The organism is Streptomyces sp. NPDC048057 (genome assembly GCF_040653095.1).
Classification (GTDB): Bacteria; Actinomycetota; Actinomycetes; order Streptomycetales; family Streptomycetaceae; genus Streptomyces.
The window spans coordinates 67336-89872 of sequence record NZ_JBEZNF010000012.1; the positions used below are offsets into that span (position 1 = coordinate 67336).

The following is a 22537-nucleotide window of genomic DNA, read 5'->3' on the forward strand; positions in this document are numbered from 1 at the left end:
AGGGATCCCAGGAGCCTCAGGGGTTCGAGGAGTACGAGGAGATCGAGGGAGCATGAGCGATCTGAGGGTCGTCGTCATCGCGGGCGGCCTGTCGCCCGAGCGCGAGGTGTCGCAGAAGTCCGGCGCGGAGCTGGCGGACGTGCTGCGCCGGGTCGGGGTGGAGGTGGACCTGCGGGACGTGGGTGCGGATCTGCTGCCGGCGCTGGCCGAGGATCCGCACGCCGTGGTCTTCCCGGTGCTGCACGGCACGGCCGGCGAGGACGGCACGATCAAGGAGGTGCTGGAGCTGGCGGGCAACCCGTACGTGGGGGCGCGACCGGAGGCGTGTCGGGCCGCCTTCGACAAGACCGTGGCCAAGGGCGTGCTCGCCCGGGCGGGCCTGGCGACCCCTGCGTCCGTGACGCTGCCGAAGGAGGCGTTCCACGATCTGGGCGCGGCCGAGTTGACGTCGCGGATCGTGCAGCGGCTGGGGTTGCCGCTGTTCGTGAAGCCGCGGGCGGGCGGTTCGGCGTTCGGCGTCAGTCGCGTCGATGCGGCCGAGCGGCTGCCGGAGGCCCTGATGGCCTGCTTCGCCTACCACGACGAGGCACTGGTGGAACGGCTCGTGGCGGGGACGGAGGTGGCGGTCGGCGTGGCCGACCTGGGTGACGGGCCGTTCGCCCTGCCGGCCGTGGAGATCGCGGCCGACGGCCTGTACGACTACGCCGCCCGCTACACGCCCGGCGCGGTGGAGTTCCACCGGCCGGCCCGGATCTCCGGGGAGGCGGCCGGGGAGGTCGCCCGGGTCGCGGTCGCCGCGCACCGGGCCTTGGGGCTGCGGGACCTGTCCCGTACGGACGCCATCGTCACGGACGCCGGCGAGGTGGTGGTCCTGGAGACCAACGTCGCCCCGGGGATGACGCTGACCAGTACGTACCCCATGGGCGTCGCGGCGGCCGGGCTCGAATTCGGTGCGTTCTGCCGGGACCTCGCGGCGCTCGCGGCCCAGCGCCACCGCCATCGCCCCTGACAGTCGGGGCGGACGGGGGCCGAAGTGATCGAAACCGGCCCTCCGGGCAGGATCCGGGGGGACGTTCGATTTCAGCCAGGCGGGCGGCGGCCGGTTCCCACCGCGGGGGTGCGGACTGTGCAACAAGTGCGTCTGAGAGGGCACTGAAAGGCGACTGCAAGGGTGTTGGAAGCGCACTCAAGCCCACTTGATAACTGGTGGGTAATTTAATGGGCCAACGCCCGCTCGCCGACCTTGTCAGGGCATGGCTATAGCAAGGAAATTTCGCCTAAGCGGAGCCGACCCTACCTTCGGCGGGGCGTACCGTCAACGTCTTGTCCAACCGCCCCTTCGCGAGTATTTTCGCCCGCCATAGCCACCGGATAATTCTCTCGCGTTGCACATGATGAAATGGCTCAAAAGTTGGGATGGGGGATGGTGGATCCCGAGCCTCCTGTGCTTATCTGAGGTGGAACCGAGCAAGACCCCCTGAGCACTGCACGCCCACACTCACCGCTTTCCGTGGGCGCCGCCGCCTGCATTCGCGCCTTTTACCGAGGGAGGGTTCGTGGTCGCTGTTCATGTCCTACGACGAGCAATGCGAGTTACGCGCCCGTCCCGCGCCGCCCGTAAGCGGCGCCGAATACGTACTCCGGATGAGGATTTCCAGAAGCGGGACGAACGCTTATTACGTGCCGCCTTCATGGTGTCCAGCACCGGTGACTGGATATTCCGCTTCGCGTTGCCGGTGCTGGTGCTGCAACTGACCGGCTCCGCCGTCTCGACGGCGCTGACCTATGCGGTCGAGTTCATCCCGTTCGTGGTCATCGGGCTGTTCAGCGGGGTGCTGGCCGACCGGTCCGATCGACGGAAGCTGATGATCGCGTGCGACGTGGTCTCGGCTTTGTTGGTGACCGGCGTCGGAATCCTGTGTCTGACCGGTCCGCCCGCGTGGCTGGTGATGGTGGCGGCCTTCCTCCTGGGCTGCGTCAGACCGTTCTCCTTCCCCGCCTTCCAAGCACTCATCACCGAGCGCGTCGCCGCGGAGCGACGGGCTTCGATGAACGCATGGGTGCAGAGCGCCGACGGCACCCTCGCCATGGTGGGCCCGGTGGCGGGCGTCGCGGTCGTCACGCTGCTCGGGCCGACCGTGGCGAGCTTCACCAACGCGACCTCGTTCACCCTGGCCGCCCTGCTGGTCTGCGCCACCAGCGCCACGACGGCGGGGCCGCGGCTGCTGGCATCGCTGCGCACCGCGTGCCGCTCCCTGGTGCCCGACTCCCTGGCCGCCCTGCGGCTGATCAAGACGGACCGCTCGATGCTGTGGGCCACGGGCCTGCTCACCCTGAGCAACTTCACCTTCCCCGCCGCGGCGGCCAACCTCGTCTACATCGTGGCCGGGCCGGACGGCGACGTGCCCGCGTCGCTCGCGGTGGTCTCCGCCTCGCTGGGGCTCGGGGCGGTGCTGGGCGCCGTCGCGGCGCCCGCCCTGCTGCGCCGCTTCTCGCCGGGCGCACTGATGGCCGGCGCCATGGCGGTCAAGGTCCTCGCCCTCGCCCTGCCGGCGATCCGGCCCGGCGTCGGAACGCTCACCGCGTGCTGGTTCGTCGTCGGGGCGACGACCTCGGTCTTCATCGTTCCCTGGCGGACCTATCGGCAAGCCGCGGTGGACAACGAGTTCCTGGGCCGGGTGGTCGGGCTCCAGCGCGCCATTCCCTTCGCCGCCATCCCGGTCAGCGCGCTGGTCGGCAGTTGGCTGGTCGTCGAGTTCGGATCCGCCGTGCTGTTCGGGGTCATTGCCGCCGTCCAGTTCTTCGTATGGCTCGGCACCCGGTTCTCCCCCCTCGGCCGGGCCGAATCCACCGACGCCGCCCCGGGGCGCCCGCCCGCGGTGCCACGGGCCCGGCCACCGGCCGAGAAACAGAGCATGAATTCCCACTGACGTCCAGTCAACCACGGTCTTTCCAAAAGCACGTCAAAGGGCGAAGCCCTGTGTTCAACGAGTCATTCCCGTACATGGAGAGGTGTGAGGGTCGGATGCCATTATCTTTCGAGGGCAACGGCACGGTCTCGGCGCAGCGTGCGCAATTCGTCGACGCCGGCTATCTCGTCCTACCCGGTCTCTTGCCCGAGTCCCTCATCGAGCGACTCGTCCCCGAGGTGGACCACTGGATCGACGCGGGTCTGCGCACCCGCTCCATCGCCGCCTGCGTCGATCCCGGCCCCGACGACGATCCGCCCACCATGGAGCTGGAGCTGCCGGCGCACGGCGAACTCCTCACCCACGAGCCGCTGTTGCAGGCCGTGTCCGATCTGATGGGGGCGCCGTTCGTCTTCCACCACTTGCACAGCGCCCGACACGACCCCGGGGCGCCCGGCAAACCGTGGCACCACGACTACGAAGCCAACGACATCGGCGACCCGAGCCTGCTGATGGTGCACGCACTGCACTACCTCGGCGGCCTCGACGGCACGGTGGGCAACCTCACCGTGCTGCCCGGCTCGCACCGCAACGAGTTGCGCACCCGTGCCTCGTACGCCGACCTCGGCACCGCTGAACTGCCCGGCGAGGTGGTCGTCGACCGACTGCCGCCCGGCTCGACCGTCCTGGTCAACTCCCGGCTGCTGCACGCCCGCAGAGCCGCCCCCAACCCACCGGGCGCCACCACCCGTTACTTCGTCGACGCGTCCTACTGCCACACGGGGGCGCGCTGGCGGCCCGTGAAGCCGTACTGGCGGCACATGCTCGCCACCGCCCGCGCCCTCGAACTCGACGGCGGACGGTGGCCTGAGCTGTTCGCGGAGCGGCACTTCACCGAGTACGTCCGGTCGGCGTGAGGGGGCGGGGGCACTGATGGAGATCCTCACCCCGGTCGCCTTCGACGAGGTGCGGGCCGACTTCGACCGCGACCACCCCGTCACCCGCGACCACGAGGCCAACACCAACCAGGACGCCGTGGACGCGCTCGCCCTGGCCGACCGGAGCTTCGGCGGCTGGTCCAAGGTGCGGCTGTCCCACGCCGAGTTGCGCACGGTGATGCTGCCGTGGCACCTGAGCGAAGGCGGTGAGCGCGAACTCGTGCCGCGCTCCGGCCGCACCATCGGTCAGGCGGCGGACCTGCTGCGGGCGCGGGCCGCCGAGTTCGCCGCCGCCAACCCGGTCTGCCAGGCGAAGCTCGACCGCTTCCGCACCGGCCCGTTCACCTCCGTCTACCTCAGCACCCGCGCGCTGCCGCACGACGACTACGCGGACCTCCCCGCCGACGCGGCCCCGTACCACCTCGACGGGCTGCACCGCCTGCTCGCCTGGGAGCTCTCCGGGCGGCTGGCGGAAGCGGGCGGGCTGACGGTCCACATCGCCGGTGACCTCACCCCGCTCGCGCCTTTGGCCGCGGGCGACGGCGCGACGCAAGCCACCACCGGAGGCCAACGCACATGACACCAGCCACACCCGCCACATCTGCCACATCAGCGCCAGCCGTCTGTACCTCCCTGCCCGACCTGCTCGTACGCAACTGCCGCGACGCCGCGCAGCGTCCGGCGCTCAGCGACGGGGTCCGCGCCTTCGACCACCGCGGGCTCCTGGCCGTGGCCGACCGCGTCGCGTCCCGCCTCGCCGCCCTCGGGACCGGCCGCGGCGACCGGGTGGCGCTGCTCGGCCCCCGGGACGCCCGGATGTTCGTCCTGCTCCACGGCGTGCTGCGGTCGGGCGCCACAGCCGTGCTGGTCGACCCCGGGTGGAGCCCCCGCGACGTGCGCCGGCGCCTGGACGCCGTCGAGGTGGGCCGCGCCCTGACGACCGCGCCGGACGTGCGCGCCCCCGAGCCGTACGGGAGCGAGTACGTCGACGTCGACGCGCTCGCGGCCGACCCGGCCGACCCGATGGAGTCCGCCGTGCCGTCGCAGGCTCCGCGATGTGCGCCGGAGGACATCGCGTACCTGTCGTTCACGTCCGGTTCCAGCGGGGAGCCGAAGGCCGTCGCGGTCACGCACGCCAACGCCGTGCACTACGCGCTGGCGCTGCGCGACCGGCTCGGACTCACAGAGGCGGACGCGCCCTGCGTCGCGCACGTCACCACCCTCGCCGCCGACCTCGGGCACACCTCCTGGCTGTTGGCCCTCGCCACCGCGGGCGAGGTGCACGTCGTCCCCGACGGGCGGACGCGCGACCCGGAGGCGTTCTGGGCCGCGGTGCGCGCCGCCGGCGTGTCGGTGCTGAAGACCACGCCGTCCCACCTCACGGCGCTGCTGACCGGTCGGCCGTCGGACGCGCCCGCCCTCGACACGGTCGTCCTCGGCGGCGAGGCCCTGCCACGGTCGCTCGCCGCGGGCCTCCTCCAGGACGGGGTCGCCGCGCGGGTGGTCAACCACTACGGGCCGACGGAGACCACGGTGGGCGCCACCTGCTTCCTCGCCTCGTCGGTGGCCGAGCTGCCGGCGGACGAGCCGACGGTGCCCATCGGGACCGCGATCGGCGAGGTCGAGCTGCGGTTGCTGCCCGAAGGCGCGGAGGGCGAGCTGTACATCGGCGGGAAGGGGGTGAGCGCCGGATACTTCGGGCGTCCCGACGAGACGGAGCTCCGCTTCGTCCGCCGCCGGGGGCGGTTGGTGTACCGGACGGGTGACGTGTGCCGGCGCCGGCCGGACGGGAACCTCGTCTTCGTCGGGCGTTCGGACCGTCAGGTCAAGGTCCGCGGCTTCCGGGTCGACCCGGTCGAGATCGAGCGCGCCATCGAGGAGTTCCCCCAGGTCGCACAGTGCGCGGTGATCGTACGGGCGACTCCGGCGGGCAGTCAGTTGCTGGCTGCCGTACGCCTTGCGGGCGCGCCCGACGAGGGCGCCGCGCTCACGGCGCTCACCGGCCATCTGCACGACCGGCTGCCGAGCTACTCGGTGCCGCAGCCGCTCCTCGCGCTGCCGGACTTCCCGTTCGGCGCCAACGGCAAGCTGGACCGGGAGCGCCTGGGCGCCGTGGTGTCCGAACGGATCGAGTCACGGGCGCGCGCCTCGCGCCGCGAGTCCACCGCCGCCGAGCAGCCCGCGGACCGTGCGACGCCGCCGCTGGCGCACGCCATCGCCGAGCTGTGGGCGGACGCGCTGGGCCTGCCCCTGGTGGATCCGCACGCCGACGTGCTGAGTCTGGGCGGGGACTCCATCCTCGCGATGCGGACGATCGCGTTCCTGCGCCGGCGCGGCCATCGCGTCGCGTTCGAGGACTTCTACGAGCACCCGACGCCCGCCGGGCTGGCGGCGGTGGCCGCCTCGTCCAGACGCAGCCCCCGACCCCGCGCGGACACGGCGACCGAACTCCGTCAGCTGGCGCCCGCCCAGCGGTGGCTGCTGCGGCAGCCGGTGGACGACCCCCGGCACTGGAACCAGTCGGTGGTGCTGCGGTGTCGGCAGCGCGTGGACGCCAGGACGCTGGCCGCGGCGGTCACGGCCGTGCTGGAGCGGCACACGGCGCTGCGCCGCCCGCTCGGTCCGGACGGTCCGGGGCGGATTCGGCCCGTGGACGAGCTGGACCCGATCAGCCACACCCGGCTGGAGCTCGACGACGCGCCGTCCGAGACGGTCGGTGCGATCTGCACCGAGCTGCACCGCAGCCTCGACCCGGAGGCCGGGCGCCTGTTGCGGGTGCACCTGTTCTCCGGTGTGCCCGGGGTCGACGACCGGCTGGCGCTGATCGCCCACCACCTCGTCGTCGACGGGCTGTCCTGGCGGATCCTGTTGGACGACCTGGCCGCCGCCTACCGGGCCGCGCTCCTCGGCAAGGGCCCCGACCTGCCGCCGACGGCCGACTTCTACGCCTGGGCCGCGAACGCCCCGTCGACCGCCGTCGAGCACCCGGCGGTCGCGCCCCGGCTGCCGGTGGACGACGCCACCGGCGGTACCGAGCCGGCGACCCTCGTCTGGTCCCTCGACGAGGCCGCGACGGGCCGGCTGGTCGAACGGCACGGCCGCGCCCAGGGCTTGGAGGCCCTGCTCCTTTCGGCGTTCGCCGACGCCGCGTCGGCCTGGAGCGGCGAGCCGTGCCTCGGGGTCGAGGTGGAGACCCACGGCCGGGAGCTGAGCGGCGACGACGGCCAGTACCTGGACACGGTCGGCTGGTTCACCGCCGTCAAGTGGCTGGGCGTCGACGCGTCCGACGGCCCGCGGCGGCTGTCGGACGTCGAGGACCTGGTGCGTCGGGCCCCCGAGATGCCGATGGACGTCGAAGGGGTCCGGCCCGAGGCCGGCTTCAACTTCCTGGGGACCTTCCGGCTGCCCGACGAGCCGTCCCTGGAGTGGTCGGTCGCGGACGAGCAGGCCGGAGCGGCCCGCTGCCCCAGCGGGGACTCGCTCTACCGGCTTCGTCTGACCGCCCGGATCGTGGCGGACCGGCTGGTGACGGACCTGGTGTACGCCTGGCCGCGGCTCTCCCACGACAGCGCGGAGCAGATCTTCACCGCGTTCTCCCGCACGGTGGCCGCCGCCGCGGACACCGCGCCCGCGCGGTACGTCCGGGCCGAGGTGTCGACCTCCGGTCAACTGCTGCACGCCGGCACCCCGACCGTGCGCGGCGAGTGGCGGGTGGCGCGCGAGCCGCTGCCGGTGTTGCTGACGGGTGCGACCGGCTATCTCGGCGGGCACGTGCTCGGCGAGTTGGTGGAGCGCGGTGCGCGGGTGACGTGCCTGGTCCGCGGGGAGAGCGACGCGGCGGCGGTGCGGCGGCTCGACGTCGGCGCGATGGCGGACGTCGTCGCCGGTGACATCACCGCGGAGGGCCTCGGCCTCTCCCCCGCCGGGCTCGCCCGGGCCCGTACCGCCCGGGTCGTCGTGCACGCCGCCGCGGACGTCCGGCTGGTGGCCTCGCCCGTCGAGTTGGAGCGGACCAACAACGCCGGGGTGCGCCGACTGCTCGACTGGATCGACACCCACGCCGCGGGCGCCGCGCTGCACCACGTCTCCACGCTGGCCGTCTCGGGCGAAGTGGAGGGCGCAGCACGTCGGTTCAGCGAGGCCGACCTCCACATCGGCCAGGGCTTTCGCACCCCGTACGAGCGGGTGAAGTTCCGGGCCGAGGAAACCGTACGGGCGTGGGCCGCGGGGGGCCGTCAGGTCTTCGTCCACCGCAGCGGTCACATCGCGGCGCACAGCCGGACCGGCGCGTTCCAGCGCAACGTCGGCGACAACCGGATCTATCAGACCGTCCGCGGGTACGTGCTGGCCGGTGCGGCGCCCAGCCGGCCCTCGACCACGTTCGAGTTCTCGTATGTCGACACGGTGGCCGCGGGCATCGCGGCGCTCGCGACGCATCCGCACGCGGCCCCCGGCGTCCACCACGTCGAAACGCCGCACGCGGTGGCCCACGACGACCTCGTGACGTGGATCGTCCGCCACGGCTACCCGATCCGGCTGGTGGACGACGTGGCCTTCGCCGCGGCGCTGGCGCGGGCCGAGCAGCACCACCCGACGGTGGCCGGGCTCGCCTCGACCTGGTCCCAGCTCGAAGACCGCCGGGTCGTCGTCGACGGCGCCTGGACCCAGGGCGTGCTCGACCGGCTCGGGGTGCGGTTCCCGGAGCCGACCCCCGAGTGGTGGTCGGCCGCGCTGTCGTGGGCGACCGACGTCGGCTTCCTCCCGGCCTCGGTCCCCTCCTCCACCTGAGGACCTCCTGAAGACCCTCCTGGGAAACCCCGAGAATCCGCGAAACCCTGCACCCCCTTTGAACAAGTCAGGAAGTGACGCCATGCCCCAGCTCTCCCCGGTGCTCAAGCAGGCCACGCCGGTGCTCGCCACCCGTGGTGCGGGGATGTACCTCTACGACGCCGACGACCGCCGCTATCTGGACTTCACCGCCGGCGTCGGCGTGACCAGCACCGGTCACTGCCACCCGCGGGTGGTCGAAGCCGTGCAGCAGCAGGCGGGTCGGCTGATCCACGGCCAGTACACGACCGTGCTGCACGACCAGTTGCTCACGCTGACCGACCGCCTCGGCGAGGTGCTGCCCGACGGCCTGGACTCGCTGTTCTACGTGAACTCGGGCAGCGAGGCGGTGGAGGCGGCGCTCAGGCTCGCCCGGCAGGCCACCGGCCGGCAGAACGTGATCGTCTTCGACGGCTCCTTCCACGGGCGGACCATGGGGGCGGCGGCGCTGACCACCGCCGGCACCCGGTTCCGCGCCGGGATCGGCCCGTTGATGCCCGGCGTCGCGGTGGCGCCCTTCCCGCACGCGTTCCGGCTCGGGCTGAGCGAGGAGGCGGCCGTCGAGCACGCGCTGCGCGGGCTCGACCACGTGCTGGCGACCGTCAGCTCCCCCGCCGAGACGGCCGCGCTGTTCGTCGAGCCGGTGCTGGGCGAGGGGGGTTACGTACCGGCGCCGGACGGCTTCCTGGCGGGGCTGCGGGAGCGGGCCGACCGGCACGGCATGCTGCTGGTGGTCGACGAGATCCAGACGGGCTTCGGCCGTACGGGGGCGTTCTGGGCGTACCAGCACTCCCCCGGTGTCGTCCCCGACGTGGTGATCACCGCCAAGGGCCTGGCCAGCGGCTTCCCGCTGTCCGCGATCGCCGCCCCGACCGAGCTGATGAGCCGGGCCTGGCCGGGCTCGCAGGGCGGTACGTACGGGGGGAACGCCGTGGCCTGCGCCGCCGCGCTCGCCACGCTCGACGTCATCCGTGACGAGGGCCTGGTGGCCAACGCCGCCGAGCAGGGCCGGCGGCTGCTGGACGGGTTGCGCAAGACCGGGGCCGACGCTCCCGCCGTCGTCGACGTGCGCGGGCGCGGGCTGATGGCGGCCAGTGAGTTCGCGCGCCCCGACGGCTCCCCCGACGCCGCCACCGCCCAGCGTGTCCAACGGGCCTGCGCCGAGCGCGGACTGCTGTTGTTGACCTGCGGCGTGCACGGCAACGTCGTCCGGATGATTCCGGCGCTGATCGTCACGGCCGAGCAGATCGACGAGGCGCTGGCGCTGTGGTCGACGGCCGTCGCCTCGGCGGCCGAGTGAGTCCGCACCCCGGCACGCGCACGTCCGCACCTGCACCACCTTCAAAGGAGTGATCGCACCATGACCGGAGCCACCATCGGAGACGTCGGGTGGACCAGCGAGTACCTGGAGTCCGCACCCGGCGTGTGGTCGTTGTCCGTGTCCGACGAGGACCGGCGGCTGCTGTGGGCCGACGCGAGCGCACAGCGCTGGGACGCGGGCACGGCGGCGTACGCCACCGTGCGCGGGTTCATCAAGAGCAGCCTGGACGCCGTGGGGTTCGTGAACGTGCGCAACCTCATGTCGCCCGCCGCGTCCGATGCGGAACTGACGGCCGCGCTGACGTACCTCCTCGCGGAGGTGGGCGGCCCCATCGAGCAGAACGCCCGGGGGGACCTGTGGACCGTGCTGCGGGACCGCGACGGTGACGGGGCCACCGCGCTCGGCTTCCACTGCGACACCTGCGACCTGCTGTGCCTGCTGTGCCTCCAGCCGGCGGCGGACGGGGGCGGCGTCACCAAGCTGGCCAGCGCACGGCACGTGCAGGACATCATCGAACGCGAACGGCCGGACGTGCTGGAGCTGTTGCGGCAGGAGTGGACGTTCGACCGGACCGGTCGCGCGGGCGAGCAGATCGTCGTCAGCCCCATCCTGTTCACCCAGGACGACGGAACGGTCGGCTGCTACTACCAGACCCGGACGGTGCGTTCGTCCGCGGAGCTCGACCCGCGGCGGCTCGACGCGCTCGACTTCCTCGACGAGGTGCTCTACCGGCCGGAGATCGCCTTCGGGCTGCACCTGGAGGCGGGTGATCTGCTGATGATCCGCAACAGCCGGGTGCTGCACGGGCGTTCGCCGTACGTCGACTCCCCGGGCCCGCTGGCCCGTCGGGTGCTGCGCGCCTGGATGGCCGAGCGATGAGCGAGCGGGCGCAGGAGCGGACGAAGATCGGTCTGGTCACCGGCGGCGGCAGCGGGCTGGGCCGGGCGGCGGCCCTCGCGCTGCTCGACGACGGCTGGTCGCTGGCGCTGGCCGGGCGGCGCAAGGAGACCCTGGAGGAGACCGTCGCGCTGTCCGGCGCCGGGCCCGACCGGGTGATCGCGGTGCCCACCGACATCAGCGACCCGGCGCAGGTCACGGCGCTCTTCGAGGCCGTGCGGGCGCACTTCGGCCGGCTGGACCTGCTGTTCAACAACGCGGGCGCGGCGGTGCCGCGCAGACCGGTCCCGGACGTGGACTTCGAGGACTGGAGCCGGGTGATGGACACCACCGTCACCGGCACCTTCCTCTGCGCGCAGGAGGCGTTCCGCACGATGCGCGACCAGTCGCCCCAGGGCGGCCGGATCATCAACAACGGCGCGCCGTCCGCGCATGCGCCGCGTCCGCACGCCATCGCCTACACCACGGCCAAGCACGCGGTGCTCGGGCTGACCCGGGGGCTGTCGCTGGACGGCCGTCCGTACCAGATCGCGTGCGGACAGATCGACGTGGGCAACGTGACGCCGGTCGACGGCAGTCCGCAGCCGGCCGCGATGCAGGCGGACGGGTCGCGGGCGGTGGAGTCGACGATTCCGGTGGCGCGCTTCACGGAGTCGCTGTTGCTGATGGCTTCCATGCCGCTGGACACCAACGTGCAGTTCCTGACGGTGCTGCCGACGACGATGCCGTACATCGGGCGGGGGTGAGGGGCGCTCCTCGGCGGTTCGTGGGCGGCGCCGGCCCTTCCGGCGCCGCCCACCCGCACGTTGGTGGGGTACATTGATCGGGTACTAGACCGACGTTCGAGTATCCCGATCGACGTACGAATGGATCGTGCCGCCCGCCCGCCGCACACCGCACAGGAGGAACCCGTGAAGCTGGTCATCTTCGGCGCCAACGGACCGACCGGCCGCCTGGCCACCCGACAGGCGCTCGCCGAGGGCCACTCCGTCACCGCCGTGACGCGCCGGCCCGACGCGTTCCCGCTGAGCCACGCACGGCTGCGGGTGACGGGTGCGGACGTCCTCGACGCGTCGGCGGTGGGCCGCGCGGTGGCCGGCCACGACGCGGTCGTCTCCACCGTGGGCACCTCGTACACGAAGGAGCCCGTGACCGTGTACTCGCAGGGCACCGCGAACGTCGTCGCGGCGATGGAGAGGCACGGCGTGCGGAGGCTGGTCTGCGTCAGCTCCATCGGGGCCAACTACGTGGACGCCCCCGGCGAGGCCCTCGTCTTCCGCAAGGTGATCGTTCCGATGCTGCTCAGGATGGGGCGCACGCTGTACGAGGACGCGGGCCGGATGGAGGACCTGGTGCGCGCCTGCGACCTGGACTGGACGATCGTGCGCCCCTCCGGCCTCTTCGACGCCGAGGAGACCACGGACTACGTCGTCTGCCACGCGCGGCACCCGGGCTGGTTCACCTCGCGCCGGGACCTCGCGGACGCCCTCGTGCGGGAGGCCGTCGACGACCGCAGCGTCCGCTCCTCCGTCGAGGTCATCACCACCGAGGGCACCCCCAGGTACGTGAAGGTCTTCCTCAAGGAGGCGCTGGGAGTCGGCAGCGGCCGGTGAGCCGCGGGGCGGTTCCGCGCCGCTGACGTGGCCCGTGCCGGTGTGACAAGGTGGGGCCCCGCAGTCGAGAGTTCCAGGAGCGTACGTGGACAGCAGTCAGCCGCCGGAGCCCGTGGTCGCGCACTTCGGCGACGAGGGGATGCGACGGTTCTCCGAGGCCGCGCTGGCGGAGGCCGTGCTGCCGCGGGAGGAGGCGCGCGCCGAGCTGGTCGCCACCGGGGTGCCGGTGGCCGTCGCCCCGTACTTCCGGGCGGTGCCGCGCGGCGAGCCCACCACCCTGCGCGGCTGCGCCGAGCGCAGCGGTGCGCCCCTGCCGCCGGCCCAGATGGGGCGCTGGCTGCTGCTGGGGGACGACCGGGGGGCGCAGCTGTGCGTACGTCCCGACGGTGCCGTGCAGGCCGTCGTCCTGTCCGAGGTCGTTCCCGACATGTACGTCAACTCCTCGGTCGCGGCGCTGAACCGCTGTCTGCTCGCGCTGGACCGGGCGCTGCCGCGGATCGTCGCGGCGGACGGGCTGGAGCGGGCGGCGGCCGTGTTCGCCGAGCTGAACGAGGAGCTGCGGGCGCTGGACGCGTTGGCCTTCGCCGACCGCGAGAGCTGGTGGCCCCGGGTCCTCGACGACCTGCGGCACACCCTGAACTTCCCGTTCTCCGCAGCGTTCGAGTTCCGCACGGCCAGCGGCGGCACCGAGATCGTCACGGACACGGCCGGCCCGGGGCAGCCGCACCCCGAGGAACAGCTCTGGCAGCGGCTGTCCACGTCCGGCGTGCACCCACAGCACGTGACGCGGATCTACTGCGAGTTGGAGCCTTGCCTGATGCCGGGGCACTACTGCGCGGTCTGGATGCAGGAACTCTTCCCGCACTCCCAGTTCACGCACAGCCACGACTACGGCGTCACGGCGGACTCGCGCGAGGAGGGGCTCAGGGAGTTGATCGTCGCCGCAGCCCGGCAGGCGCGGGGCGGTCAGTAGCCACCGGGGCACCCCCTGCCCGGGCGCGGGGGTGCCGGGTAGGGTGGGCCGCACGGGTCCGCCGAGAGGTGGCGGGCCGGCTGGTTCGTTGTTTTTGGTGTGGAGGTGTGGTGTGTTGCTGAAGGGCAAGGTCCTGCGGTTCGACGAGATCCGTGGATATGGGTTCATCGCTCCCGACGACGGGGGCGACGACGTGTTCATGCACGCGAACGACCTGGTGGACGAGAAGTACCTGTACCACGACGGCAGTTTCGTGGAGTTCTTCCTGGAGCACGGCGAGAAGGGGCCCAAGGCGTCCCAGATCCGGCTCATCCACCAGTCGACGGCGCGCAAGCTCCCGCGGGCGGCATCCGAGTCGCGTTCCCACGACATGGCACCCACGTTCCGCAGCGAGTCCGACCACGAGGGCGACAGTGCGGCCGACTTCAGCGCCGAGCTGACGGACGCGCTCCTCGGTTGCTCGGACACGCTGACGTCCCTGCAGATCAAGCAGGTGCGCGCGTGCGTGCTGGCGATGGCCAGGAGCCACGGTTGGGTCACGTCGTCGTAAGGCGGCACGAAGACCGCGCAAGGGCCCGGTCGGCTCCCCGCCAAGGCGGAGCCGACCGGGCCCTGTGTCGTCCGGGCGACGCCTGACGGCGGCACGGGCGGGCGTCACATGTTGATCATGTGTCCGGCCAGGCCGTGGATCGCTTCCTTGACCGCCTCGCCGAGGGTGGGGTGGGCGTGGACGTTGCGCGCCACCTCGTGCACGGTGAGGTCCCACTGCTGGGCGAGGGTCAACTCCGGGAGGAGTTCGGTGACTTCGGGGCCGATCAGATGGGCGCCCAGGATCTCCCCGTACTTGTCGTCACTGATGATCTTCACGAAGCCGACCGGGTGTCCGAGGCCGTGCGCCTTGCCGTTGGCGGTGAAGGGGAACTTGGCCACCTTGACGTCGTGGCCGCGCTCGCGGGCCTGTGCCTCCGTCCAGCCGAAGCTGGCGATCTGCGGCTGGCAGTAGGTGGCCCGCGGAATCATCACGTAGTCCAGTTCCATGGTCTCCGCGTCGGCGATGGTCTCGGCCGCCACGACGCCCATGGACTCCGCCGCGTGCGCCAGCATCAGCTTCGCCGTGACGTCGCCGATGGCGTGGATGTGCGGCACGTTGGTGCGGCAGCGGCCGTCCACGTCGATGGCGCCGCGCTCGGTGAGGCGCACTCCGGTGTTCTCCAGGCCGTAGCCGGCGACGTTCGGCGCGAAGCCGATGGCCTGGAGGACCTTGTCGGCCTCCAGCACCTGGCGCTCGCCGCCCTTGGCCACGGTGACCCGCACGCGTTCGCCGGAGTCGTCGATCGCCTCCACGGCCGTGCCGGTGAGGACCTTGATGCCGAGCTTGCGGTAGTGCCGGGCCAGCTCCTTGGAGACCTCCTCGTCCTCCAGCGGGACGAGGCGGTCGAGGAACTCCACGATCGTCACGTCCACGCCGTAGCTGCGCAGGACGTACGCGAACTCCACGCCGATGGCGCCCGCGCCGGCGATGACGATGCTGGCGGGCAGGGTCTCGCTGAGGATCTGGCTCTCGAAGGTGACCACGCGCTCCGACAGGGCGGTGCCGGGCAGCAGCCGCGGGCTGGCGCCGGTCGCGATGACGCAGTGGCCGAAGGTCACCGTCTCGGTGCCGCCGTCCGTCAGGGCGATGGAGAGCGTGCGGTCGTCGACGAAGGTGCCGCGGCCGTCGAACTGGGTGATGGCGTTCTTCTTCATCAGGTAGTGGACGCCCTTGACGCGCCCGTCGGCGACCTTGCGGCTGCGCTGGAAGGCGGGCCCGTAGTCCACCGTGACCGGGCCGCCGGTGGAGATGCCGTAGTCGGCTGCCTCCCCCGTGACGAACTGGACCATCTCGGCGTTGCGCAGGAGCGCCTTGGAGGGGATGCAGCCGACGTTGAGGCAGATGCCGCCCCAGTAGCGCTCCTCCACGACGGCGGTCGAGAGGCCGAGCTGCGTGGCGCGCACCGCGGCGGTGTAGCCGCCGGGGCCCGCTCCCAGGACGAGGACGTCAAAGTGTTGGCTCACACCAGCACCCTCGCCACGCCCGGGCCGGCACGCAAGCGCATCGGTGCGGGATGCGCTGTGATCTCCCCCTCACCGGTCGCGCCGTTGATCCGGTCGGGTGACGGCCGGGGGCGTGCGGGGACGGGTACGCAACCTCGTCGCAACGTCGCGGGAGGTTCACTGGGCGGCTCACCGCGGGGTGCTCCGGTTCCCCGCGGGGCGGCCCCGTCCTGGGCCGGCGTTGCTCGGGCGGGGACTCGGGCCGGTGACCTCCCACGACCTCCGGGGTGGTCACCGGAACGCGGACCGGGCCCCGGAGCGGAGTCGGCGCCGCTCCGCGGCCCGGTTCCGCGGGTCGCCGGACGTCACGGTTGGAGGCTGCTGACGACCTCGGCCGTGGCCGCGACGCCCTCGTGGATCGTGGGCGCCATGCTGGTGCCCGCGAGGAAGAAGCCGAGCAGCGCGCAGACCAGGGCGTGGGAGAACTTCAACCCGCCGTTGCGCAGGAAGATCACCGCCAGCACCACCAGGAGCAGCACCACCGAAATCGAAATGGCCATCGCCAACCGCCTTCATTACGCCGGATTTGTGGCATTCGGCGGTCAGTCTGGCGCAGCGGAGCAGGGCTCAGGCCCTGTGGCGTGTCCGCCGTACGAGTGGTGTGGACGAAGCCGCCGATTCCCTGCGGAGGCGTTGGTCCCTACCGGCCGGTGGTGGGCTTGTCGCATGCGCGTCACGGCGGGACGTCGGCAAGGTGCGGGCGGAATCCGCGGGTTGGCGCGTCACAGGGCGCGGTCGTGGCTGCGCAGGAAGCGCTCCAGGCCCGCCAGGTCGTCGGTGTTGAGGTGGTCCACGCCGGCGGCGAGCAGTTCGCCCCACAAGGCGTCCCGGGCCGGGCCGGGTGCGTCGGGGGTGGCCCAGAACCGGATCCGCCGCCCCTGTTGGTGGGCCGCCGTCACCAGCGCGTGCAGTCGGGCGCGTTCGGCCGGCGGGAAGGGACCGACGCCCTGCCAGCCGAAGTTCTGGTTCCAGTTGCTGGAGATCAGCGGGACGAAGGAGGCGGGGGCGGCAGCGCCGAGGTCGTCGAGACGGCCGTCGTACGCGGCGTACCGCTGTCGCTGCGCCTCCATCGGGGCTCGGGCGGCCCGGTCTCCGGAGACGACGGGGGTGATCGCGCCGGGGTGTGTGCGGCCGTTCGACCAGCGGGTCAGCATCCTTCGGTACGCGCGCAGTTGGCGGTCGAGTTCGAGGTAGCAGGCGACGCCGTCCGCCTTGATGTCGACCAGCAGTTGGACCGGGCGGCGGTGGCCCCGGTAGACGGCGCCGTGGTGGGCGCGGACGCGGGCCAGCAGCGGGTCCAGGTAGAGGGAGCGCAGGGTGCGCGCGGGGTCGAGTTCGGCGGGCGTGTGCGCCACCAGCAGATCGCCGTTCACCAGGAAGACGTCGGCCTCCAGGCTGGTGAAGCCGTGTGCGAGCGCGTCGTGCAGGGGGCGCGGGTGGAGGTAGTCGTTGTGCGCGTGGGCGCGGCGCAGCGGGCGGGTGCGCGGCGGCTGCCCGCCGCGGCCAGGGCGTTCGGCGGCCTCGGCGACCGTCGGGACGGCGACGCCCGCGGCGAGCGCTCCGGCGAGGGTTGCGACGGCACGGCGACGGGTGGTCGACACGGTGGACCTCCGGTTCGATGGCGATCGACGGGACGGGAGGGACACCTGAGTATGTGCGGCGGCGGACGGCCGGCGGGAGGGGGCGGCGAAGAGTTCAACGGCCGGTCACCGACGGCTCATCCGTGGTCTTCCCGCCCGGCGGCGGGGCCGTCCGGAGCGCTCGGCGACTCCTTCAGGTCCGTGCCGGATCCTTCGTGCGGTCCGCCACCTCGTCCCAGCGCAGCGTGCGGTCGCACCAGCGCTCCAGCAGCGTCCCGTCGTGGCCCACCGCGAGCAGCCCCGCTCCGCTCTCGCTGCGGTACGCCTCGACGACCGCGACCAGCGCGGCGGTGGTGGAGGCGTCCAGCATGGCGGTCATCTCGTCGCAGACCAGCCACCGCGGGCGCAACACCAACGCCCGTGCCAGACAGGCGCGTTGGAGTTGGCCGTCACTCACTTCGTGCGGACGCCGGCGCAGCAGTTCGTCGGTGAGGCCGACGGCGGCGGTCAGCTCCGGCAGGCGCTCGACCACCTCGGCGCGACGGCCGGTGGCCCGCAGCGGTTCGGCGATGAGGTCGTACAGCGAGAGCCGGGGGTCAGCGGAGAGCCGGGGCTGCTGGAAGACGACGCCGACGGCGGTGCGCAGTTCGCGGGGGGCGCGGTGGCGCCAGCCGCGGACCTCCTCGCCGTCGATGACGACCCGGCCGGAGCGCGGCGGGTGCAGCAGGGCCGCGACCTTGGCGAGGGTGGACTTCCCGCAGCCGCTGGGGCCGAGGAGTCCGACGGCCTCGCCGGGGACGATGGTCAGCGAGGCGTCGCGCACGGCGGGTGCGGTCCGGTCGTACCCGGCGGTGACGGAGTGCAGTTCAAGCACGGTGGGCCTCCTTCGTCAGCAGGTCGGCCGGATGGTGGCAGGCGAGGCCGTCAGTGAAGGCGGGGCGCAGGCCGCACTGTTCGGTGGCGCGCTCGCAGCGGGGTGCGAAGGCGCAGCCGTCGGGGAGGTCGCCCAGTTCGGGCGGCAGCCCGGGGACGGGGGCGAAGTCGCGCTCGGGGAGTGCGGCGAGCAGCCCGCGGGCGTAGGGGTGGCGGGGCCCGGTGGCGCCGAAGAAGGTGTCGGCGTCGGTGAGTTCGACGATGCGGCCGGCGTACATCACGGCGACCCGGTCGGCGATGCGCTCCGCCGCCGCCAGGTCGTGGGTGATCATCAGCAGGGCGCGGCCGGAGGTGCTGTCGTCGACGTGGCGGCGCAGTTCGTCGACGGTGCGTTCGACCAGGTCGCGGTCGAGTCCGGTGGTGGGTTCGTCGGCCAGCAGCAGCGGGGCGTCGCCGATGAGGGCGAGCGCGGTCGCGGCGCGCTGGGCGAGTCCGCCGGAGAGTTCGTGCGGATAGCGGTCGAGGTGGTCGGCGGGGAAGGCGGCCCGTTCGGCCGCGGCGACCGCCGCCGCCCGGGCCTGCTTGCGCGGCGTCCCGGTCAGCGCCCGCAGGGTCTCCTCGATCTGGGCGCCCACGGTCCGCACCGGGGTCAGATGGGCGGCCGGGCTCTGCGGGACGAGGCCGATGAGCCGTCCGCGCACGGTGCGGGCGAGGGTGCGTTCGTCGGCGCCGAGGAGTTCGACGTCGCCGACGGTCGCGGTGCCCGCCGTCTGGGCGTTGCCGGGCAGCAGCCCGAGGAGCGCGGAGGCGAGGACGGACTTGCCGCAGCCGCTCTCCCCCACCAGCGCCAGGCACTCCCCCGCCGCGAGGTCGAAGCTCGCGGAGCTGACGGCGGCGATGTGGCGCCCGCCGCGCATCCTGAAGCGTACGGAGAGGTCACGTACCGACAGCACGGTGCTCACAGCATCAGCTCCGATCGACGGCGGGGATTGATCCGCTCCCGCCAGGCGCCGGCGAGTCCGGCGATGGCGAGGGTGGGGACGATCAGGAAGAGTCCGGGGAAGAGGGTGGGCCACCAGTCGCCGGCGAGCAGGGAGCTGCGGGCGCTCTGCACGAGGTTGCCGAGGCTGGCCTGGTGGCTGGGGAGCCCGAGGCCGAGGAAGGAGAGCGCGGACTCGTGCCACATGGCGTGCGGCACCATCAGCACCGCGGCCAGTCCGGCCTGCGGCAGCACTCCCGGCACCAGGTGGCGCACGGTGACCCGCCAGCGCGACGCGCCGCCGGAGATCGCCGCGTCCACGTAGGGGCGGGAGCGCAGCGAGAGCACTTCGGAGCGGACGATGCGGGCGGTGGAGAGCCAGTGCGTGAGCGCGACGGAGGCGATCACCGGCCACACCCCGGGGCGGAACATCGCCACGATGAAGATGCCGAGCAGCAGGTGCGGCACGGAGGAGAAGGTGTCCACCAGCCGCATCACGACCCGGTCGACCCAGCCGCCGAAGGCCGCGGCGGCGGCGCCGACGAGGGTGCCCACGACGGTGGCGACGAGGGCGGCGACCAGTCCGACCAACAGGGAGATCCGTAGCCCGTAGATGCAGCGCAGCAGCAGGTCGCGGCCGACGTCGTCGGTACCGAAGGGGTGCGCGAGCGAGGGCGGCTGAAGCTTCTGCGAGAGGTCGACGGCCTGTTCGTCGAGCTGCACGATCGGCGGCACGACGAGGACGGCCAGCACCACGGCGGCGACGATCACCGCGGAGACGGTGACGCGGACGGTGCGGGTGGAGCGGCGGGTGCGTCCGTTCGAACGCCAGACGAGCTCAGCCATCGAAGCCCACTCTCGGGTCGGCCAGTCCGTACAGCAGGTCGGAGAGGAGGTTGCCGAGCAGCACGGCGGCGGTGGCCAGCACCGTGAGGGCGGCGAGCAGGGCGAAGTCGACCGAGGTGGCGGCCTCGACGGTGGCGGCGGCGATCCCGGGCCAGCTGAACACGGTCTCGACCAGCAGGGCGCCGGTGATCAGCTCGGGGACCCGGGAGCCGATGAGAGTGAGCATGGGCAGCATTCCGGAGCGCAGGGCGTGGCCGAGGATGACGGACCGCTCGCCGAGGCCGCGGGCGCGGGCGCCGCGGACGGGGTCCTCGTCGAGGGCGTCGCCGACGCCCTGGCGCACGTACAGGTAGAACCAGGGCATCTGGGAGATCCCGAGGACGGCCGCGGGCAGCACCAGGTGGGTGGCGACCTGGTCGGCGGTGACGACGTCGCTGGCGGTGTCGGTGAGCCCGCCGGAGGGCAGCACGCCGAGCTTCAGGGAGAAGAACCAGATGGCGAGGAGCCCGAGCCAGAAGGCGGGTGCGGCTTCGAGGGTGTACGCGACGGAGCTGACCGTGCGGTCGAGCCAGCCGCCGCGGTTGCGGGCGGTCAGCACGCCGAGGGCGGTGCCGAGGACCACGGCGAACGCGAAGGCGGTGGCGGCCAGCAGCAGGGACCAGCCGACGCGTTCGCCGATGGCGTCGGCGACGGGCTGGCGCAGCACGGTGGAGTTGCCGAGGTCGCCCTGGAGGGCGGCGGTGAGCCAGTTCCACCAGCGCGAGACGAGGGGCTGGTCGACGCCGAGGTTGGCGCGTATCTGGTCCAGGTTCTCCTGGGTGGCGGTGAGTCCGGCGGTGCCGGCGTACGCCTTGACGGGGTCGAAGGGGGAGGCCGCGGCGACGGCGAAGACGCCGAAGGTCACCACGAGCAGGACCGGCACGGCGAACAGGGCCCGGCGGCCCGCCATGCGGGCCATCGGACCCCAGGGGAGGCGGCGCCCCGTGTGGGGTGCCGCCTCCTCCTTGCTGAGGGCCGTCGTCACTTCTTCGGCTTCCAGTCCTCGACGTTCCACCAGGGGCCGGAGGCCAGGCCGTGCTCGTGCGGCTCGACCTGGGTGCTCAGCCCGTCCCAGGCGTCGTTGACGACGTAGACGTGGTCGATGTGGGTGAGGAAGGTGTAGCCCGGGTTCTTCTGGAGCTCGCGCTGCACGGTGTCGTACGCGGCCTTGCGCACCGCGGGGTCGCCGCTCTGGCGGCCCTGGACGAGCGCCTGGTCCACGGTCGGGTTGGCGTACCAGGCCATGTTGTTGAAGCCGTCGCCCGCCAGCGAGGAGGTCAGCAGCTGGTACTGGTCGTAGTCGGGGTCCGCGGGCGAGCCGCCGCCGGCGAGGACGGCGTCCTGCTTCATCCGGGGCTCGATGACCTCCCAGGTGCCGGCCTGGGTCTTGATCGAGATGCCGGCCTTCTTGGCGTCGGAGGCGTAGGCGAGGGCGTGGTCCTGACGGAGCTTGTCGCCGGCGGGGTACCAGAGCGGGAACTCGGCCCGTACGCCGTCCTTGACCCGGATGCCGTCGCCGCCGGGCCGCCAGCCGGCGTCGTCGAGGATCTTCTTCGCCGCGTCGAGGTCGCGGGTGCGCTCGGTGCCCTTGGTGAACCACTCGCTGTCGGTGGGCACGGGCCCGTACGCGGGCTTGCCGGCGCCTTCGAGGATCTGGTCGACCATGGCCTTGCGGTCCACGGCGACGTCGAGGGCGCGGCGCACGGCGAGGTCGCCGGTCACCTTGTTGTGGGTGGGCAGGGTCACCGTGCGGTAGTCGTACGTGGTGGCGGTGTGGGTCTTCCTGCCCTTGTCGCCCTTGAAGCCCTCGGCCAGGTTCGGCGGGAGGATGGCGCCGTCGAGGTCGCCCGCGCGCAGCCGGGTGGCGCGCACGTCGTCGTCCTTGATGACGGCCATGGTGAACTTCTTCACCTCGGGCGCGCCGCCCCAGTACTTCGGGTTCGCCTTGAAGGAGATCTTCTCGCCGCGGGACCAGTCGGCGAGGAGGTACGGGCCGGTGCCGACGGGCTTGGTGGTGAAGGCGCCGGTGTTGACGTCCTGGCCGGCCAGGACGTGCTCGGGCACGATCGGGTGGACGGTCCGCCGGGCGAACGGCGCGTACGGGTACTTCAGGGTGAAGACCACGGTGTCGTCGCCGGTGGCCCGGACGTCCTTCAGCGCGTCGAGCTCCGACTTGGACGGGTTGTTCGTCTTCGGGTCGAGGACGGTCTTGTAGGTGAAGACCACGTCCTTCGCGGTGAGCGGCTTGCCGTCGCTGAAGGCGACGCCCTTGCGCAGGGTGTACGTGTAGGTGAGCCGGTCCTCGCTGACGACGGGGAGCTTCGCGGCGAGCGCCGGCTGGAGCTTCATGTCCGCGCCGAGGGCGAGCAGGCCGTCGAAGAGCTTGGAGTTGCCGTCCTTGCCGAAGCCGAGCAGCGGGCTCAGGCTCTCGGGCTCGGTGGCGATGCCGACGACGGCGGAGTCCTTGCCCCCCTTGCCCGACGAACCGCTGTCGGGGTTGGAGCAGGCGGCGGCGCCCGCGGTGAGCGCGGCGGCCAGGGCGACGGTCGTCACCCTGCGTGCACGGTTGTTGGAACGGGCCGGACGAACCGGTCGTGCTGACGGGACGGACACGGCACCCACACCCCTAATAAAGATCACCTGTTGTT

19 protein-coding genes are annotated in these 22537 nt (G+C 72.5%); 11 read left to right on the forward strand and 8 right to left on the reverse strand.

Features of this window, described 5'->3' with window-relative positions; genetic code table 11:
- Positions 1-52: 52 nt before the first annotated feature.
- From AB0E05_RS15980 to AB0E05_RS16030, 11 genes are all read left to right on the forward strand, one after another.
- The gene (locus AB0E05_RS15980) at positions 53-1009 is read left to right on the forward strand and encodes a D-alanine--D-alanine ligase (RefSeq protein WP_361963612.1); all 957 of its coding nucleotides are present in this window, start codon (positions 53-55) and stop codon (positions 1007-1009) included.
- Positions 1010-1586: 577 nt separating this feature from the next.
- Positions 1587-2930: an MFS transporter gene (locus AB0E05_RS15985; protein WP_361963872.1), complete on the forward strand. Its 1344-nt coding sequence runs from the start codon at positions 1587-1589 to the stop codon at positions 2928-2930.
- A gap of 95 nt (positions 2931-3025) precedes the next feature.
- Positions 3026-3826: a phytanoyl-CoA dioxygenase family protein gene (locus tag AB0E05_RS15990; RefSeq protein ID WP_361963614.1), complete on the forward strand. Its 801-nt coding sequence runs from the start codon at positions 3026-3028 to the stop codon at positions 3824-3826.
- Positions 3827-3842: 16 nt separating this feature from the next.
- Entirely contained in the window at positions 3843-4427 is a 585-nt protein-coding gene (locus tag AB0E05_RS15995; protein WP_361963616.1) for a DUF6309 family protein, read from the forward strand.
- On the forward strand, positions 4424-8635 hold the full coding sequence (locus AB0E05_RS16000; protein WP_361963618.1) for an AMP-binding protein: 4212 nt from the start codon (positions 4424-4426) through the stop codon (positions 8633-8635). The genes AB0E05_RS15995 and AB0E05_RS16000 overlap by 4 nt, the downstream gene beginning before the upstream one ends.
- Before the next feature lie 82 nt (positions 8636-8717).
- Positions 8718-9974 (forward strand): aminotransferase class III-fold pyridoxal phosphate-dependent enzyme, encoded by a 1257-nt coding sequence (locus AB0E05_RS16005; protein ID WP_361963620.1) that lies wholly within the window; start codon positions 8718-8720, stop codon positions 9972-9974.
- Between the two features lie 60 nt (positions 9975-10034).
- A complete protein-coding gene (locus tag AB0E05_RS16010; RefSeq protein ID WP_361963622.1) occupies positions 10035-10874 on the forward strand; it encodes a TauD/TfdA family dioxygenase in 840 nt (279 codons plus the stop codon).
- Positions 10871-11638: an SDR family oxidoreductase gene (locus tag AB0E05_RS16015; protein WP_361963625.1), complete on the forward strand. Its 768-nt coding sequence runs from the start codon at positions 10871-10873 to the stop codon at positions 11636-11638. Before AB0E05_RS16010 ends, AB0E05_RS16015 begins: the two co-directional genes overlap by 4 nt.
- A 165-nt stretch (positions 11639-11803) precedes the next feature.
- Complete coding sequence (locus AB0E05_RS16020; RefSeq protein WP_361963627.1) at positions 11804-12505, forward strand: SDR family oxidoreductase; 702 nt, start codon at positions 11804-11806, stop codon at positions 12503-12505.
- A gap of 85 nt (positions 12506-12590) precedes the next feature.
- Positions 12591-13478, forward strand: a complete 888-nt coding sequence (locus AB0E05_RS16025; protein ID WP_361963629.1) for an SUKH-4 family immunity protein — start codon at positions 12591-12593, stop codon at positions 13476-13478.
- 112 nt (positions 13479-13590) lie between these two features.
- A complete protein-coding gene (locus AB0E05_RS16030; protein WP_361963631.1) occupies positions 13591-14028 on the forward strand; it encodes a cold shock domain-containing protein in 438 nt (145 codons plus the stop codon).
- A 104-nt stretch (positions 14029-14132) separates the two neighbouring features.
- Here the strand turns inward: AB0E05_RS16030 and lpdA are convergent, their stop codons facing one another.
- From lpdA to AB0E05_RS16070, 8 genes are all read right to left on the reverse strand, one after another.
- The gene (lpdA, locus tag AB0E05_RS16035; RefSeq protein WP_361963633.1) at positions 14133-15533 is read right to left on the reverse strand and encodes a dihydrolipoyl dehydrogenase; all 1401 of its coding nucleotides are present in this window, start codon (positions 15531-15533) and stop codon (positions 14133-14135) included.
- A 344-nt stretch (positions 15534-15877) separates the two neighbouring features.
- Entirely contained in the window at positions 15878-16072 is a 195-nt protein-coding gene (locus AB0E05_RS16040; RefSeq protein WP_361546311.1) for a hypothetical protein, read from the reverse strand.
- 222 nt (positions 16073-16294) lie between these two features.
- Complete coding sequence (locus AB0E05_RS16045; protein ID WP_361963636.1) at positions 16295-17173, reverse strand: phosphatidylinositol-specific phospholipase C/glycerophosphodiester phosphodiesterase family protein; 879 nt, start codon at positions 17171-17173, stop codon at positions 16295-16297.
- 172 nt (positions 17174-17345) lie between these two features.
- Positions 17346-18026, reverse strand: a complete 681-nt coding sequence (locus AB0E05_RS16050) for an ATP-binding cassette domain-containing protein (protein ID WP_361963638.1) — start codon at positions 18024-18026, stop codon at positions 17346-17348.
- On the reverse strand, positions 18019-18987 hold the full coding sequence (locus AB0E05_RS16055; protein WP_361963640.1) for an ABC transporter ATP-binding protein: 969 nt from the start codon (positions 18985-18987) through the stop codon (positions 18019-18021). Before AB0E05_RS16055 ends, AB0E05_RS16050 begins: the two co-directional genes overlap by 8 nt.
- Positions 18984-19850: an ABC transporter permease gene (locus tag AB0E05_RS16060; protein WP_361963642.1), complete on the reverse strand. Its 867-nt coding sequence runs from the start codon at positions 19848-19850 to the stop codon at positions 18984-18986. The genes AB0E05_RS16055 and AB0E05_RS16060 overlap by 4 nt, the downstream gene beginning before the upstream one ends.
- Positions 19843-20808, reverse strand: a complete 966-nt coding sequence (locus tag AB0E05_RS16065) for an ABC transporter permease (RefSeq protein ID WP_361963874.1) — start codon at positions 20806-20808, stop codon at positions 19843-19845. Before AB0E05_RS16065 ends, AB0E05_RS16060 begins: the two co-directional genes overlap by 8 nt.
- 62 nt (positions 20809-20870) lie before the next feature.
- Complete coding sequence (locus tag AB0E05_RS16070) at positions 20871-22442, reverse strand: ABC transporter substrate-binding protein (RefSeq protein WP_361963644.1); 1572 nt, start codon at positions 22440-22442, stop codon at positions 20871-20873.
- Positions 22443-22537 lie beyond the last annotated feature (95 nt).